Annotated in this window: 14 protein-coding genes; 6 read left to right on the plus strand and 8 right to left on the minus strand. The window is 67.4% G+C overall.

Features of this window, described 5'->3' with window-relative positions; translation table 11 throughout:
* Positions 1-34: 34 nt before the first annotated feature.
* The 3 genes from DPR14_RS23110 to DPR14_RS23120 all read right to left on the minus strand — a co-directional run bounded on the left by DPR14_RS23110 (position 35) and on the right by DPR14_RS23120 (position 3,122).
* A complete protein-coding gene (locus DPR14_RS23110; RefSeq protein ID WP_158047242.1) occupies positions 35-928 on the minus strand; it encodes a F0F1 ATP synthase subunit gamma in 894 nt (297 codons plus the stop codon).
* Positions 929-1,032: 104 nt separating this feature from the next.
* On the minus strand, positions 1,033-2,562 hold the full coding sequence (gene atpA, locus DPR14_RS23115; RefSeq protein WP_158047243.1) for a F0F1 ATP synthase subunit alpha: 1,530 nt from the start codon (positions 2,560-2,562) through the stop codon (positions 1,033-1,035).
* The gene (locus DPR14_RS23120; protein WP_158047244.1) at positions 2,562-3,122 is read right to left on the minus strand and encodes a F0F1 ATP synthase subunit delta; all 561 of its coding nucleotides are present in this window, start codon (positions 3,120-3,122) and stop codon (positions 2,562-2,564) included. Before DPR14_RS23120 ends, atpA begins: the two co-directional genes overlap by 1 nt.
* Positions 3,123-3,496: 374 nt before the next feature.
* Between DPR14_RS23120 and DPR14_RS23125 the strand changes: the two genes are divergently transcribed.
* The gene (locus DPR14_RS23125) at positions 3,497-3,826 is read left to right on the plus strand and encodes a hypothetical protein (RefSeq protein WP_158047245.1); all 330 of its coding nucleotides are present in this window, start codon (positions 3,497-3,499) and stop codon (positions 3,824-3,826) included.
* Positions 3,827-3,833: 7 nt separating this feature from the next.
* On the opposite strand, the gene DPR14_RS23130 is transcribed toward DPR14_RS23125, so the two are convergent.
* The 3 genes from DPR14_RS23130 to DPR14_RS23140 all read right to left on the minus strand — a co-directional run bounded on the left by DPR14_RS23130 (position 3,834) and on the right by DPR14_RS23140 (position 6,704).
* The gene (locus tag DPR14_RS23130; RefSeq protein WP_192499125.1) at positions 3,834-4,130 is read right to left on the minus strand and encodes a BrnA antitoxin family protein; all 297 of its coding nucleotides are present in this window, start codon (positions 4,128-4,130) and stop codon (positions 3,834-3,836) included.
* Between the two features lie 4 nt (positions 4,131-4,134).
* Positions 4,135-4,344: a BrnT family toxin gene (locus tag DPR14_RS23135; RefSeq protein ID WP_211103856.1), complete on the minus strand. Its 210-nt coding sequence runs from the start codon at positions 4,342-4,344 to the stop codon at positions 4,135-4,137.
* 170 nt (positions 4,345-4,514) lie between these two features.
* A complete protein-coding gene (locus tag DPR14_RS23140; RefSeq protein ID WP_158048310.1) occupies positions 4,515-6,704 on the minus strand; it encodes a primosomal protein N' in 2,190 nt (729 codons plus the stop codon).
* Positions 6,705-6,843: 139 nt separating this feature from the next.
* Here DPR14_RS23140 and fsa point away from each other — a divergent pair, with 139 nt between their 5' ends.
* The 3 genes from fsa (at position 6,844) to DPR14_RS23155 (ending at position 9,253) form a co-directional block, all read left to right on the plus strand.
* Positions 6,844-7,515 (plus strand): fructose-6-phosphate aldolase, encoded by a 672-nt coding sequence (fsa, locus tag DPR14_RS23145; RefSeq protein ID WP_158047247.1) that lies wholly within the window; start codon positions 6,844-6,846, stop codon positions 7,513-7,515.
* A 113-nt stretch (positions 7,516-7,628) separates the two neighbouring features.
* Positions 7,629-8,309 carry a DUF484 family protein gene (locus tag DPR14_RS23150; RefSeq protein WP_246148515.1) on the plus strand — a complete coding sequence of 227 codons (681 nt, stop codon included), beginning with the start codon at positions 7,629-7,631 and terminating at the stop codon, positions 8,307-8,309.
* On the plus strand, positions 8,288-9,253 hold the full coding sequence (locus tag DPR14_RS23155; protein WP_158047249.1) for a tyrosine recombinase XerC: 966 nt from the start codon (positions 8,288-8,290) through the stop codon (positions 9,251-9,253). Before DPR14_RS23150 ends, DPR14_RS23155 begins: the two co-directional genes overlap by 22 nt.
* Before the next feature lie 10 nt (positions 9,254-9,263).
* Here the strand turns inward: DPR14_RS23155 and DPR14_RS23160 are convergent, their stop codons facing one another.
* A complete protein-coding gene (locus tag DPR14_RS23160; RefSeq protein ID WP_246148518.1) occupies positions 9,264-10,541 on the minus strand; it encodes an MFS transporter in 1,278 nt (425 codons plus the stop codon).
* The gene (gene lpdA / locus DPR14_RS23165) at positions 10,519-11,925 is read right to left on the minus strand and encodes a dihydrolipoyl dehydrogenase (protein WP_158047250.1); all 1,407 of its coding nucleotides are present in this window, start codon (positions 11,923-11,925) and stop codon (positions 10,519-10,521) included. The genes DPR14_RS23160 and lpdA overlap by 23 nt, the downstream gene beginning before the upstream one ends.
* Before the next feature lie 306 nt (positions 11,926-12,231).
* Between lpdA and DPR14_RS23170 the strand changes: the two genes are divergently transcribed.
* Both DPR14_RS23170 and DPR14_RS23175 read left to right on the plus strand, forming a co-directional pair.
* The gene (locus DPR14_RS23170; RefSeq protein ID WP_158047251.1) at positions 12,232-13,050 is read left to right on the plus strand and encodes a hypothetical protein; all 819 of its coding nucleotides are present in this window, start codon (positions 12,232-12,234) and stop codon (positions 13,048-13,050) included.
* Between the two features lie 81 nt (positions 13,051-13,131).
* Entirely contained in the window at positions 13,132-13,713 is a 582-nt protein-coding gene (locus DPR14_RS23175; RefSeq protein WP_158047252.1) for a hypothetical protein, read from the plus strand.
* Positions 13,714-13,914 lie beyond the last annotated feature (201 nt).

Consider the following 13,914-nt stretch of genomic DNA (forward strand, 5'->3'; position numbering starts at 1 on the left):
ATCAGTATCGGACGCTCATTGAACCTGACGGGCCTCAGATCGCCTCGGCACCGGAGATGATCTCGATCAACTCCTTGGTGATGACGGCCTGGCGGGTCCGGTTGTAGGTCAGCGTCAGCTTGTTGATCATGTCGCCGGCGTTGCGCGTGGCGCTGTCCATCGCGGTCATCCGGGCACCCTGCTCGCTGGCGGCGCTTTCGAGCAGCGCCCGATAGACCTGGATCGACAGGTTCTTCGGCAGCAGGTCGGCGAGGATCTGGTCCTCCTCCGGCTCGAACTCGTACAGCGCCTTCGCCTCGCCCTGGTCGGCGGCCTCGGCGGGCTCCCCTTCCGGCATGGCGAACGGGATCACCTGCTGGACGGTGACGACCTGGGTCATCGCCGACTTGAACTTGTTGTAGATCACCGACGCCACGTCGTATTCGCCGGCCTCGAACAGCTCGAGCACCTTGGCGGTGATCATGTCGGCCTCGGCGAACGACAGCCGCTTGCGTCCGATGTCCTCATAGGACTGGACGATGGTCTTGGGGTTGGTCCGGCGGATCTGGTCGCGGCCCTTGCGGCCGACGGTCAGCACCTTGACGGTCTTCCCCTCGCTTTCGAGCCGGGCGATCTGGCGCCGCGCCTCGCGCACGATGGTTCCGTTGAAGCCGCCGCACAGGCCACGGTCCGACGTGATGACGACCAGCAGGTGCACGTCCTGCTTTCCGGTACCGGTCATCAGCTTCGGACCTTCGCCGTTGCTCGACACGTTGGCGGCGAGCGACGCGAGCATACGGCCCATGCGCTCGGCATAGGGACGGCCGGCCTCCGCCTGCTCCTGCGCGCGGCGCAGCTTGGAGGCGGCGACCATTTTCATGGCGGCCGTGATCTTCTGCGTCGACTTGACGCTGGCGATACGGTTTTTAAGGTCCTTAAGGCTTGGCATTCGAGGCCTTCATCACACCGGGGGTTGGAGCCCTGCCTTCCTGATCCCCGACGCGGTCCTCCGGAAATGCTTCCGGAAGACCGCATCCAGGGACCGCTTCGAGCTTAGACGAACACCTTGGAGAAATTGTCGAGGAAGCCCTTCAGCTTCTCCTCGGTCTCCTTGGACAGCGCCTTCTCGGTGCGGATGGCGTCGAGGATGTTGGCCCCCTTGGAGCGGACCTCATCCAGCAGCTTCGCTTCGTACCGGTTGACGTCATCGACCTTGACCCGGTCGAGGTAGCCGCGCACGCCGGCGAAGATCGAGACCACCTGCTCTTCCACCGGCATCGGCGAGAACTGGCCCTGCTTCAACAGTTCGGTCAGCCGGGCGCCGCGGTTCAGCAGCCGCTGGGTCGATGCGTCCAGGTCCGAGGCGAACTGCGCGAAGGCGGCCATCTCGCGGTACTGGGCCAGTTCCAGCTTGATGGTGCCGGCAACCTGCTTCATCGCCTTGATCTGCGCTGCCGAACCGACGCGGCTGACCGACAGGCCGACGTTGATGGCCGGGCGGATGCCGCGGTAGAACAGGCCGGTCTCCAGGAAGATCTGGCCGTCGGTGATCGAGATGACGTTCGTCGGGATGTAGGCCGACACGTCGCCGGCCTGCGTCTCGATGATCGGCAACGCGGTCAGCGAACCGGCGCCCTTGCTGTCGTTCATCTTCGCCGCCCGCTCCAGCAGGCGGGAGTGCAGGTAGAACACGTCGCCCGGGTAGGCTTCGCGTCCCGGCGGACGGCGCAGCAGCAGCGACATCTGGCGGTACGCGACGGCCTGCTTGGACAGATCGTCATAGACGATCAGCGCATGCATGCCGTTGTCGCGGAAGAACTCGCCCATGGCGCAGCCGGTGTAGGGCGCCAGGAACTGCAGCGGTGCCGGTTCCGACGCGGTCGCGGCGACCACGATCGAGTATTCCAGCGCGCCGGCGTCTTCCAGGGTCTTGACGATCTGGGCGACGGTCGAGCGCTTCTGGCCGACGGCGACATAGATGCAATAGAGCTTCTTGCTCTCGTCGCCGCCCTGGTTGATGCCCTTCTGGTTCAGGAAGGCGTCGATGGCGACCGCGCTCTTGCCGGTCTGACGGTCGCCGATGATCAGCTCGCGCTGACCGCGCCCGATCGGAACCAGGGCGTCGATGGCCTTCAAGCCGGTCTGCATCGGCTCGTGCACCGACTTGCGCGGAATGATGCCGGGTGCCTTCACCTCGACGCGGCTCATGACCACGTCGATCAGCGGGCCCTTGCCGTCGATCGGATTGCCCAGGCCGTCCACGACGCGGCCCAGCAGGCCGCGGCCGATCGGAACCTCGACGATGGCGCCGGTGCGCTTGACGACGTCGCCTTCCTTGATGTCACGGTCGTCGCCGAAGATCACGACACCGACGTTGTCGGTCTCGAGGTTCAGCGCCATCCCCTTCAGACCATTGGGGAACTCGACCATCTCGCCGGCCTTGACGTTGTCGAGGCCATAAACGCGGGCAACGCCGTCGCCGACCGAGAGGACTTGGCCGACTTCGGCGACATCCGCCTCATTCCCGAAATTCGCGATCTGTTGCTTGAGGATCGCGGAAATCTCCGCGGCGCGGATTTCCATCAGCCAACCCCTTTCATGGCGATTTGCAGCTTGTTCAGCTTGGTGCGCACGGAGCTATCGACCATGCGCGAACCGACTTTGACGATCATGCCACCGATCAAGGAGGGGTCGACGGTGACCCGGACCTCGATCTTGGACCCCATCTGGGCCCTGAGGACATCGGTGAGGGCCTGGACCTGAGGATCGGACAGGCGGTAGGCCGAAGTCACGTCGGCGGTCATCTGACCGCGGCGGCGAGCCAGTTCGGCCAGGTAGCCGTCGATCATGCCGCGCAGCGCGAACAGCCGGCGGTTCTGGGCGACCAGCCCGACGAACCGCTGGGTCAGCTCGGACACGCCGGCCTGTTTGAGGAGAGCGCCCATCGCCCGGCTCTGGTCGCCGCGGGACAGCACGGGGCTGCGCACCATGCGGTCCAGTTCGGGACTTTCGACGAGCATCTGCTTGATGGCGGCCAGATCCTGGGCGACCTGGTCCAGCGCCTTGTTTTCGTCCGCAAGCTCAAACAGGGCAGTCGCGTATCGCCCTGCCAGCCCGGATACTCCTGTACCTTCGGATGCCACGCGGTACCTCGGTTCGGTCCATAGACCTTGTTGATTTTTAGGGCCTTGGAGGAGAAGACATGCGTCGGGCAGGCCCCCTCCCCTGACGGCGAGCGGTCACATAACACAGGGAGCGGGTGCGCGCAACCGACTCAAGTCCAGCAAAACCGGGCAGTTGGGGCCGAAACGCCCCCGGCTTTACCGTTCCGGGGGCCTCTCCGCCCGGCCTGCGACACTAAGGCCAGGGCATGGGAGAGATCCGCCTTCCGATTAAGCGCAAATTAACTTTGGATGCGCATCATTGGTGGTGCCGCCGGCTGGCGGCGCGGCGACCGGTCCCGCCGGTATCGCCCCTTCGGATTTTCCCTCTGATCACGCCTCCGGATCACCTGACCATGACCGTCGTCGCCTTCAGCCTGGCCCGCTTCACCCCGGCCGACCTTGCGGAGTTCTACGAGATCGCCCGGCCGCGCATGGAGCGCGGGCTGTGGGCCGGCGTGTCCCGCCAGACCAGCCCCGATGGCGACCTGCTGCTGGTCACCTTCCCCCACCTGGACCGCCCCGTCTTCCGGTTCGAGCGCGACCGGCGGGGGACCTATACCCTGTGGTTCCACGACCGCCAGGGCTGGCACAGCATCGGCAGCGGCTCCACCTCGACCGAGTGCCTGTCGATCTGGCGCACCCGCCCGGCCCGCGTCCCGGCCCCGGCGCTGCGGGAGGCGTGAGGTCGGCTCAGCGGGATCGGCCGCCGTTCCGCTGGCTTTCCACGAAGGCGCGCAGCACGGAGTTCATGCGACTCTGCCAGCCGCGCCCCTGGCCCTTGAAGAAATCCACCACCTCGGCGTCGTAGCGCACCGTGACCTGGCGCTTGTTCTCCCGCGACGGCAGGGGAAAGGGAAAGCCGGGCACGGACAGTTCCTCCCAGTTGTCCGGCACCGCCAGATCGGGATCGGAAGCGATCTGGGCTTCTATCTCTTCGTCGGTATCTTCGCGCGACCAATCGGTTCTGTCCTCGCCCCTTGCGATCATCGCATCAATTTCCGATGCCGTGTACCGCACGGTATCGTCTTTCTTCACCATACCTTGCCCTCCTTGCGGAAATGATCCGAATTCGCCCTTCGCGGATCGTCCAGACCACGGCAAAAAACTTGTCCTCGATCCGGCCGACACTGACCCACCGCTCTTCCGCACCACGGGCCGAAAGATAGACGAACACTGGCCTTCCGTCGAAAAGCTCGCGCATACGCAGAAAATCAATCCCTCGCTTCCAGCGTCGCTTGCCGCTTACCCTCGGACCACTCGAACTCCAGGTCCATGACGCCTCGCGCGTAGTTGCATTGTAGTTACAAATGGAGCCGTTTCACAAGCCTTGTCTGTAACACTTTCGATGAATCGAACACAATTGCATTCCCCCTATAGAAAGCTGTAGGGATCGATATCCACCTGCACCCTGACCGTCCCCGGCACCTCCACCCGCGCCAGCCAATCGGCGATCAGCGGCTGGACCGACACGGCGCGCGGCGCCTTCAGCAGCAGCCTCCGCCGGTGCCGGCCGCGCAGCAGGGCATAGGGCGCCGGCGCGGGTCCCAGGACCTGGACGGTCTCGGACCGCGGCGCCGCACGCCCCAGGGCCCGGGCGACGGCGTCCACCGCCCCCTCCTCCTCGCCGGACACGATCAGCGCGGCCAGCCGGCCGAACGGCGGCATGGCGTGGATATGGCGCTCCTCCGCCTCGCGCTCGTAGAACGAATCCCGGTCCCCCGACACCAGAGCCTGCAACACCGGATGCTCCGGCATGTAGGTCTGGAGGAAGACCCGCCCCGCACGCTCCGCCCGTCCCGCCCGGCCGGCGACCTGCTGGAGCAGCTGGTAGGTCCGCTCGGCCGCCCGCAGGTCGCCGCCGCCCAGGCCCAGGTCGGCATCGACCACGCCGACCAGCGTCAGCATGGGAAAGTGGTGGCCCTTCGCCATCACCTGCGTGCCGATCAGCAGGTCGATCTCGTGGTCCTGGACGCGGCGGACCATCTCGCGGATCGCGTGCGGGCCGACCAGGCTGTCGCTGGTCATCAGGGCGGTGCGCTGGTCGGGGAACAGCTGGGTCACCTCCTCGGCGATGCGCTCCACGCCGGGGCCGCAGGCGGTCAGCGAGCCCTCAGCGCCGCAGGACGGGCAGACGTCCAGCAATTTCACCGTGAAGTCGCAGTGGTGGCATTGCAGCTTGCCGGCCAGCCGGTGCTCGACCAGCCAGGCGGTGCAGTTCGGGCATTGCAGCCGGTGGCCGCAATTGCGGCACAGGGTCAGCGGCGCATAGCCCCGCCGGTTGAGGAACAGCATGCCCTGTTCGCCTGCGGCGAAAGTCTCGGTCAATGCCTGGACCAGCGACGGCGCCAGCCAGCGGTTGCGGGGAGGACGGTCGAGCCGCAGGTCGATCAGCTTCATCTCCGGCATGCTGGCGCCGCCGTGGCGGGCCGGCAGGTCGATCCGGCCATAGCGGTGGGCCTCGGCGTTGATCGCCGATTCGAGCGATGGCGTCGCCGAGACCAGGACGATCGGGATCCCGGCCAGATGCGCCCGCGCCACCGCCATGTCGCGGGCGTTGTAGATCACCCCGTCCTCCTGCTTGAACGAGGGATCGTGCTCCTCGTCGATCAGGATCAGGCCCAGTTCGGGATAGGGCAGGAACAGGGCGGACCTGGCTCCAACCACCACGCGCGCGGCGCCGGTCGCGACGTCGCGCCAAGTCGCGCGCCGCTGGGCTCCGGACAGGTCGCTGTGCCACTGGTGAGGCGGCGCCCCGAAGCGGACGGCGAACCGCTCCAGCCACTGTGCCGAAAGGGCGATCTCCGGCAGCAGCACCAGCACCTGCCTGCCGGCCTCCAGCGCCGCGGCGATCCCCTCGAAATAGACCTCCGTCTTGCCCGACCCGGTGACGCCGTCCAGCAGGGTGGCGCTGAAGGCGTTGCCCGCGACTCGGGCGCGCAGGGCCGCCGCCCCGGCCGCCTGCTCGCCCGACAGATCGGGGCCGGGAAGGCTCCAGTCCGGCAGCGGCAGGTCGCGGGTGGGATGAAGCAGTACCGGCTCCAGCACCCCGGCGTCGGCCAGCCCGCGGACGACGCCGACGCTGCATCCGGCATCCAGCGCCAGTTCGGCCGGCGGACGGGGCGGACCGTCCCCCAGCAGGTCGAGCACCCGCCGTCGGGCCGGGGTCATGCGCAACTCGGCCAGCCGCCCGGGATCGCCCAGGCGATAGGCGGTCACCGGCTTGGGCGGCTCCATCCCGCCGATCGCGCTCAACGCCATGCGCAGGACGGCGCCGGGGGGCGCCATGGTATAGGCCGCCACCCAGTCGATGAAGCGCCGCTGGATTTCCGGCATGGGCGGCACGTCGAACCGCTGGGCGATCGGCCGCAGCTTGCCGTCGGCCACCTCCCCCGCTCCCGGCCCCCAGACGACGCCCAGCAGGTGGCGGGGGCCGAGCGGCACCTCGACATAGTCGCCGGGGGCGACGTCGAGCCCGGCCGGCACCTTGTAGTCGTACGCTTCCGGCAGCGGCAGCGGCAGCAGCACGGCGACCCGCTTCGGGGCCGAAGGCCGCGCCTCCATGCCGTCGCCGAAATCGAATCCGGGGGCGGAACTGGAACCCTGGTCCACCATGGGCTAGAGTGTTCCCGAGTTTCCGGGCCGGCTGCCGTGCAGGCGCCCGCCGCAATCGCCGCTTCGTTTTATCAAGGATCGTTTCCTGATGAAGTTCTTCATCGATACCGCCGACCTCGCCGAAATCCGCGACCTCGCCGAAACCGGCCTCCTGGACGGTGTTACCACCAACCCTTCCCTGGTTGCCAAGTCCGGCCGCAACTTCATCGAGCTGGTCAAGGAAATCTGCGGGATCGTTCCAGGCCCGGTCAGCGCCGAAGTCGCCGCGATCGATTTCGACACCATGCTGGCCGAGGGCAAGTACCTGGCGACCCTGGCGCCGAACATCGCGGTCAAGGTGCCGCTGACCCCGGCCGGGCTGAAGGTCTGCAACATCCTGTCGTCCGGCGGCACGATGGTCAATGTCACCTTGTGCTTCTCCGCCGCGCAGGCGCTGCTGGCGGCCAAGGCCGGCGCCACCTTCATCTCCCCCTTCGTCGGCCGGCTGGACGACATCGGGCAGGACGGGCTGTCGCTGATCTCCGACATCGTGCAGATCTACGACCAGTATCCCGGCATCACCACCGAAGTGCTGGTCGCCTCGATCCGCCACCCGATCCACATCACCGAGAGCGCCAAGATGGGCGCCCATGTCGCGACCATGCCGCCGTCGGTGCTGCGCCAGCTGTTCAAGCATCCGCTGACCGAGAAGGGCCTGGCCCAGTTCGTCGCCGATTGGGAGGGCACCGGACAGACGATTCTGGACAAGGCCGCCGAGTAGGCTCACAACGTTAACGCCTGATGGAGTAAGTTCCGCTTGGAACGGGCATGGGGTTCGACAATGGGAGAGGGCCGACGCTGATGGCTCGGGAAACCGGACATAGCCAAAGGACGATGGACGCGCTGACTGCGGAGGATGTCGCGGCATATCTGCGCGAACATCCCGATTTCCTGACCCAGCACGCCGACCTTGTCCAGCACCTGACGCCTCCGGCCATGGCGCACGGCAAAGGGGTGGTGGATTTCCAGTACTTCATGGTCGAGCGGCTTCGGGGCGAGGTCGGGCGCCTGAAGGAGCAGCAGCGGGAGCTGATCACCACCACCCGCGCCAACATCAACAACCAGAACCGGATCCATGCCGCCGTGCTGTTCCTGCTGGACGCACGGTCGTTCGAGCAGCTGATCCAGACCATAACGACGGATCTGGCGGTTCTGCTGGACCTGGACGTGGCCGGCCTGGCGGTGGAGGCGAACGGCGAGGACCGGCCGCACGTACACACCTCGGGCGTACGGGTGGTCGAGGCGGGTACGGTCGACGGCTGGCTCGGCCGGCGCGACGTGATGCTCTATTCGGACACCCGCGGCGATCCGGCGATCTTCGGCGCCGCGGCCGGGCTGGTGCGCTCCCAGGCGCTGATCCGCATCCAGGTCAGCGAGGATACGCCGCCGGGGCTGCTCGCCTTCGGCAGCCGCGATCCCGACATGTTCCATTCCGGCCAGGGGACCGAACTGGTCTGCTTCCTGGGCCGGGTGATCGAGCGCAGCATCCGGGCATGGCTCGACCTGCCGGAGTAATCGGCTTCTCCTGCGCCGAGGATGTCACGGCGGCCATCGCCGCGTGGCGCCGATGGCTGGAGATGGAGAAGCGCGTGTCGCGCCACACGCTGTCGGCATACACCGCCGACCTCTCCGGGTTCCTGGAGTTCCTGACCGGATATCATGGCCGGCCGCCCGCGCTGAACGACCTCAGCCAAGCCCGGCTGATGGACTTCCGCGCCTGGCTGGCGCGGCAGGCGGCGGACGGGCTGGGCACGGCGAGCCGGGCGCGGGCGCTGTCGGGCATCCGCAACTTCTTCCGCTGGCTCGACCGCAGCGGGCGCATGCACAATGCCGCCGTCGGGCTGATCCGGGCGCCCAAGCTGCCGGACCGGCTGCCGAAGCCCCTCACGGTGGCGGACGCCGCGGCATTGCTGCCCAACGCCGAGGCCTGGGCCAACGAGCCCTGGGTCGGCAAGCGCGACCGCGCGCTGTTCACACTGCTCTATGGCTGCGGCCTGCGCATCGACGAGGCGTTGAGCCTGAACCGACGCGACATGCCGGCCGACGATACCCTGATAGTGACGGGCAAGGGCAGCAAGCAGCGCATGGTGCCGGTGCTGCCGGTGGTGCGCGACGCCCTGGCGGATTACGTCGCCGCCTGCCCCTTCGCCCTGCCCGCGGACGGGCCGCTGTTCGTCGGCGTGCGCGGCGCCCGGCTCCAGGCCGCCGTCGCCCAGAAACAGATGCGGGAGATCCGGCACCTGATGGGACTGCCCGACACCGCGACTCCCCATGCCCTGCGCCACAGCTTCGCGACTCACCTGCTGGCCGACGGCAGTGACCTGCGGGCGATCCAGGACCTGCTGGGCCATGCCTCGCTGTCCAGCACCCAGCGCTACACCGAGGTCGACGCGGACCAGATGCTGGGCGTCTACGAGAACGCCCACCCCCGCGCCCGGAAGAAGACCGCCGAGGATTAGCGGCCGAATATCAGCGCTTGCCGCCGCCTGCCATGTCACCCAGGACGAGCAGGGCCACCGGCCCCAGCGCCACCACCACCCCCTGGGAGACGAAGGCCAGCCCCCAGGCCATCTGGCTGCTCCCGCCGCCTGCCGCATCCAGGACCACGCCGAACATCACGGAGCCTGCGAAGGCCGCCGTGAAGCCGAGGAAGGAGTGGACCGCCATGGTGGCGCCCCGGCGGCCCGGCTGGGCGTTGGTGACTGCGCCGACAGTAAGGGACGCGCTGTCGGCCGTCACCGTGACGCCGTAGAGCGCCACGACGCAGACCGCCAGCCAGAACGGCAGGCTCGCCGCGAACCCGACGCCGCAGGCCAGCACCGCCGACCCCGCCATGATCGCGACCAGGACGCGGCGCCGGCCATACCGGGTCGCGGCCTCGTTGCCGAGGATGCTGGCCGGAAGCCCCAGCAGCAGGATGACGGTGCCGATGGTGGTCACCACGGCCGGCACGCTCCCGTCGGGCACGGTCCCGGCGCTGGTCGCCAAGGCGAAGGCGAGGAAGGCCACCAGCCAGGCCCGCAGGCCGAACAGCTCGTAGCAGTGCGCCGAATAGGCCAGGATGTAGCCCATGGCCGCCCGGTGGCGCAGCACGGGTCGGAAGTCCAGCAGCGCCGTCTCGGCCGGCGGACGGTCGGCCGGCGCCCGAGGAATCCCCCACCAAGCGAGCGCAAGCGCCGCGGCGGTCGCCGCCGAGGAGGCCAGGAAGGCGGCCCGCCAGCCGAACTCGGCCCCCGCCAGCCCGGCGATCAGCACGGACGCGCTGGAGCCCAGGGCGTAGCTGGCCGTGTAGAAGGACAGGTAGCGCCCCTGCCGCGGACCGGCGGTATGGTCGGACAGGATGCGCAGCCCAGGCATGTAGGTGCCGGCCAGCCCCACGCCGCCCAGGGCACGGAACAGCATGGCGGTCCAGAACCCGTCCGCGAACAGGGCGAAGCCCAGCAGCGCCAGGGCGGCCAGCGCGGTCGAGAACAGGTATATCCGCCGGGGGTCGATCCGGTCGGTCAGGGTGACCAGGACCGGCACGGCGGCGACGTAGCCGCCATGGAACACGCCGTTGATCCAGCCGGCCTCCACCGTGCCCAGGCGCCACTCCGCGAAGAAGGTCGGCAGCAGCGCCGGGAAGCTCATGGTGCCGGCCATGCCGAGGACCTCGGCAAGGCACAGCAGCACGGCCAGCCTGCCGGGAGAAGCCCTCCCGGCCGCCGGTCCGGATGGCGCCGGATCAGATGTGGAGGGCTCGGCCATCCACCGCCAGGGCCGCTTCCTTGACCGCCTCGTTCAGGGTCGGGTGGGCGTGGCAGGTCCGCGCGATGTCCTCGGCGGACGCACCGAACTCCATCGCCAGGGCCACCTCGGCGATCAGGTCGCCGGCGCTGGCGCCGACGATGTGGACGCCCAGCACGCGGTCGGTCGCGGCGTCTGCCAGCATCTTCACGAAACCATCGGTCATGCCGAGCGCGCGGGCGCGGCCGTTGGCGGTGAAGGGGAACTTGCCGACCTTGTACTTGACGCCGGCGGCCTTGAGCTGCTCCTCCGTCTTGCCCACGGTGGAAGCTTCCGGCCAGGTGTAGACCACGCCGGGAATGGCGTCGTAGTTGATGTGGGCCGACTGGCCCGCGATCAGCTCGGCCACCGCGACGCCCTCGTCCTCGGCCTTGTGGGCCAGCATCTGGCCTTCGATCACGTCGCCGATGGCGTAGACGCCGGGGACGTTGGTCTCCCAGTGGTGGGTGGTGACGATCCGGCCGCGCTGATTGATCTCGACGCCGATCTCCTCCAGGCCCAGCCCGGCGGTGTAGGGCCGGCGGCCGATCGCGACCAGGACGACGTCGGCCTCGATCTGCTGCGCCTCGCCGCCCTTGGACGGCTCGACCGTCAGGGTGACGCCCGCGTTGCCCACCGCGGCGGCCGTGACCTTGGTGTTCAGCTTGAAGGTCATGCCCTGCTTGCCCAGGATGCGCTGCATCTGCTTGGACACCTCGCCGTCCATGCCGGGCAGGATGCGGTCCAGGAACTCGATGACGGTGACTTCCGCGCCCAGCCGGCCCCAGACCGAGGCCATCTCCAGCCCGATCACGCCGCCACCGATCACCGCGAAGCGCTTGGGCACCTCGGCCAGCTCCAGCGCGCCGGTGGAGGTGACGATGCGCTGCTCGTCCACCTCGACGCCGGGAACGGGCATGGATTCCGAGCCGGTGGCGATGATGATGCTCTTGGCGCCGACCGTCTCGCTGACGCCGTCGCCCTCGATCGTCACTTCGTTCCTGGCGGAGATGCGTCCGCGGCCCTTCAGCCAGTCGACCTTGTTCTTCTTGAACAGGAACTCGATGCCCTTGGTGTTGTCGTCGACGACCTTGTTCTTGTTGGCCATCATCGCGGGCAGGTCCAGCTCGATCGATCCCAGCTTGATGCCGTGCGACGCGAAGCTGTGCTTGGCTTCCTCGAACTTTTCCGAACTGGTGAGCAACGCCTTGGACGGGATGCAGCCGACATTGAGGCAGGTGCCGCCCAGCGTCTTGCGCATTTCCACGCAGGCCGCCTTCAGGCCGAGCTGAGCTGCGCGGATCGCGGCGACATATCCGCCGGGACCGCCGCCGATGACTACAACGTCGTAGGTTTTCTCAGGCATTTTTCTTCTTCGCCTCCGTGGGCAGCTCGCGAGCGTGGCCGTGCTTTGCGGATGCGATTTATGGCCTCTCATGCGGCCCGTGGCAATCGTCGTGACTGTCACAAGTCCATGGAAATGCCCGAAAACCCTGATATCCGCGGGGCCGGGCGGCACGCCGGGCGGCTGCGCGGCGATGGGTCGCACACCGGCGGCGGGTGGCATGGCACCGCCGTAAATCTTCCTTAACCGGGCCGGCGCTCAAGATGCGGGCGCAATTGGACGGAGCTTAACAGACGTCCCTTTCCGGCATGGATTTGAAGCAAGAACATGGCCGACGAGACGTTTCATCAGACCCAGCATGATCTGGCGCAGACGCTGATCCGTACCTTCTACGAGGCGCTGGCGGTGCAATTCGAGCGCAAGGACCACATCACCCGCGACGAGCTGGACCGCGCCTTCACCCTGATCGAGGGGTTCTGGCCAAAGACGCTGCCCGCCTTCAAGGCCAATTGCCGGCTGTGCCTGGACAAGCACGGCGCCCGCGCCTACAACCCCGACGCCCGGCGCAAGGATTTCCTGACCCGCTTCGTCTTCTCGCTTCTGATCACCAACATCCCGTCCCGCATGGACCCGATCAGCGGCAAGTATTTCCCCCAGGTCATCGTCCGCGGCATCCAGCGCAACGTCACGACCCTGTTCAGCAACGCCGAGTACGAGATGCTGAACAGCCAGGCCCAGGCGATCTTCGCCACCATCGGGACCGACGACGATACTCAGATGTGGCCGCTGATCCGGGCGGACGAGACCATGAGCATGCTGGCGGACAAGATCTTCATCCGCATGCTGCTGCGCTTCAGGCAGTTCAACCAGCAGCGCCAGACCTTCACGGCGGCGATCGTCGGCAGCATCGAGGCAACTGTCTATAAATTCACCGACCAGGACTTCTGCACCATCTTCGAAGTCATGTTCAGCCGTTACGATACCCTGATCCGCACACCGGAGGGGCGGATCAAGATGGACGTCTATTACGGCGACGGCACGGCGGACGGAATCTCCAGCATCTTCTTCGCCTTCGAGCAGTTCAAGAAGGATCTGACCGCACGGGAAGGCCGGACCAAGGGAATGCTGTCGGCGCGCCGTCGGTAATTCTGGCTCAATCTCGGTAGGATTTTATTAACCATACAGCCGCCATTCTCCGTCTGGTTGATTTGCCAGTTCGGGGAACCCATGACCTGCATCGTTGGATTGATCGAAGGCCGCCGCGTATGGATGGGCGGCGACAGCGCCGGAGTTTCCGGTTTGGACATCACCGTGCGCGCCGACCCCAAGGTCTTCCGCAACGGCGACTTCCTGATCGGGTTCACCAGCTCGTTCCGCATGGGCCAGCTGCTGGCGTTCCGGCTGCGTCCGCCGAAGCGGCCCGAGGGGATGGACGTGTTCCGCTTCATGGTCACCGACTTCGTGGACGAGGTCCGGAACTGCCTGAAGGAGGGCGGCTACGCCCAGCGCAACAACGACGCCGAACAGGGCGGCAGCTTCCTGGTGGCCTACGAGGGGCGCCTGTTCTCGATCCAGAGCGATTACCAGGTCTGCGAGACGACCCGCGGCTTCCACGCGATCGGCTGCGGCGCCGACTACGCCCTGGGCTCGCTGGCCTCCACCGCCGGCCAGCCGGCCGAGCAACGCGTCCGCAAGGGGCTGGAATGCGCCGAACTGCTGAACGGCGGCGTCCGTGCCCCCTTCCGCATCGAGTGCCTGGACACCGAGGAGGATAACCTGACCCTGCCGCTGCTCAGCGCCGTGGCGTAACGGGGGAGCAGTACCCGGACCGCCGGCAGTTCCTCGGAAGGCGGTTTGTCGGAAGATGGTCTGGCCGTGACCGACATATTGCGGCGCCATGACGCGGAAGCGTGACCAGACCTTCTTGAGGTTGGGCTGCTGGACGGGCTTGAACAGGTAGTCGTCGGCCCCCAGCGACCGCGCGTCGCGCACGGTGTCCATCGCCGCGTC

The organism is Skermanella pratensis, from assembly GCF_008843145.1.
GTDB classification, from domain to species: Bacteria; Pseudomonadota; Alphaproteobacteria; order Azospirillales; family Azospirillaceae; genus Skermanella; species Skermanella pratensis.

Excerpts from the sequence above, each read along its gene's own strand:
- DPR14_RS23110 (WP_158047242.1), bottom strand. The coding sequence starts at position 928 with ATGCCAAGCCTTAAGGACCTTAAAAACCGTATCGCCAGCGTCAAGTCG.
- atpA (WP_158047243.1), bottom strand. The coding sequence starts at position 2,562 with ATGGAAATCCGCGCCGCGGAGATTTCCGCGATCCTCAAGCAACAGATC.
- DPR14_RS23125 (WP_158047245.1), top strand. The coding sequence starts at position 3,497 with ATGACCGTCGTCGCCTTCAGCCTGGCCCGCTTCACCCCGGCCGACCTT.
- DPR14_RS23130 (WP_192499125.1), bottom strand. The coding sequence starts at position 4,130 with ATGATCGCAAGGGGCGAGGACAGAACCGATTGGTCGCGCGAAGATACC.
- DPR14_RS23135 (WP_211103856.1), bottom strand. The coding sequence starts at position 4,344 with ATGCGCGAGCTTTTCGACGGAAGGCCAGTGTTCGTCTATCTTTCGGCC.
- DPR14_RS23140 (WP_158048310.1), bottom strand. The coding sequence starts at position 6,704 with ATGGAGGCGCGGCCTTCGGCCCCGAAGCGGGTCGCCGTGCTGCTGCCG.
- fsa (WP_158047247.1), top strand. The coding sequence starts at position 6,844 with ATGAAGTTCTTCATCGATACCGCCGACCTCGCCGAAATCCGCGACCTC.
- DPR14_RS23150 (WP_246148515.1), top strand. The coding sequence starts at position 7,629 with ATGGACGCGCTGACTGCGGAGGATGTCGCGGCATATCTGCGCGAACAT.
- DPR14_RS23155 (WP_158047249.1), top strand. The coding sequence starts at position 8,288 with ATGGCTCGACCTGCCGGAGTAATCGGCTTCTCCTGCGCCGAGGATGTC.
- DPR14_RS23160 (WP_246148518.1), bottom strand. The coding sequence starts at position 10,541 with ATGGCCGAGCCCTCCACATCTGATCCGGCGCCATCCGGACCGGCGGCC.
- lpdA (WP_158047250.1), bottom strand. The coding sequence starts at position 11,925 with ATGCCTGAGAAAACCTACGACGTTGTAGTCATCGGCGGCGGTCCCGGC.
- DPR14_RS23170 (WP_158047251.1), top strand. The coding sequence starts at position 12,232 with ATGGCCGACGAGACGTTTCATCAGACCCAGCATGATCTGGCGCAGACG.
- DPR14_RS23175 (WP_158047252.1), top strand. The coding sequence starts at position 13,132 with ATGACCTGCATCGTTGGATTGATCGAAGGCCGCCGCGTATGGATGGGC.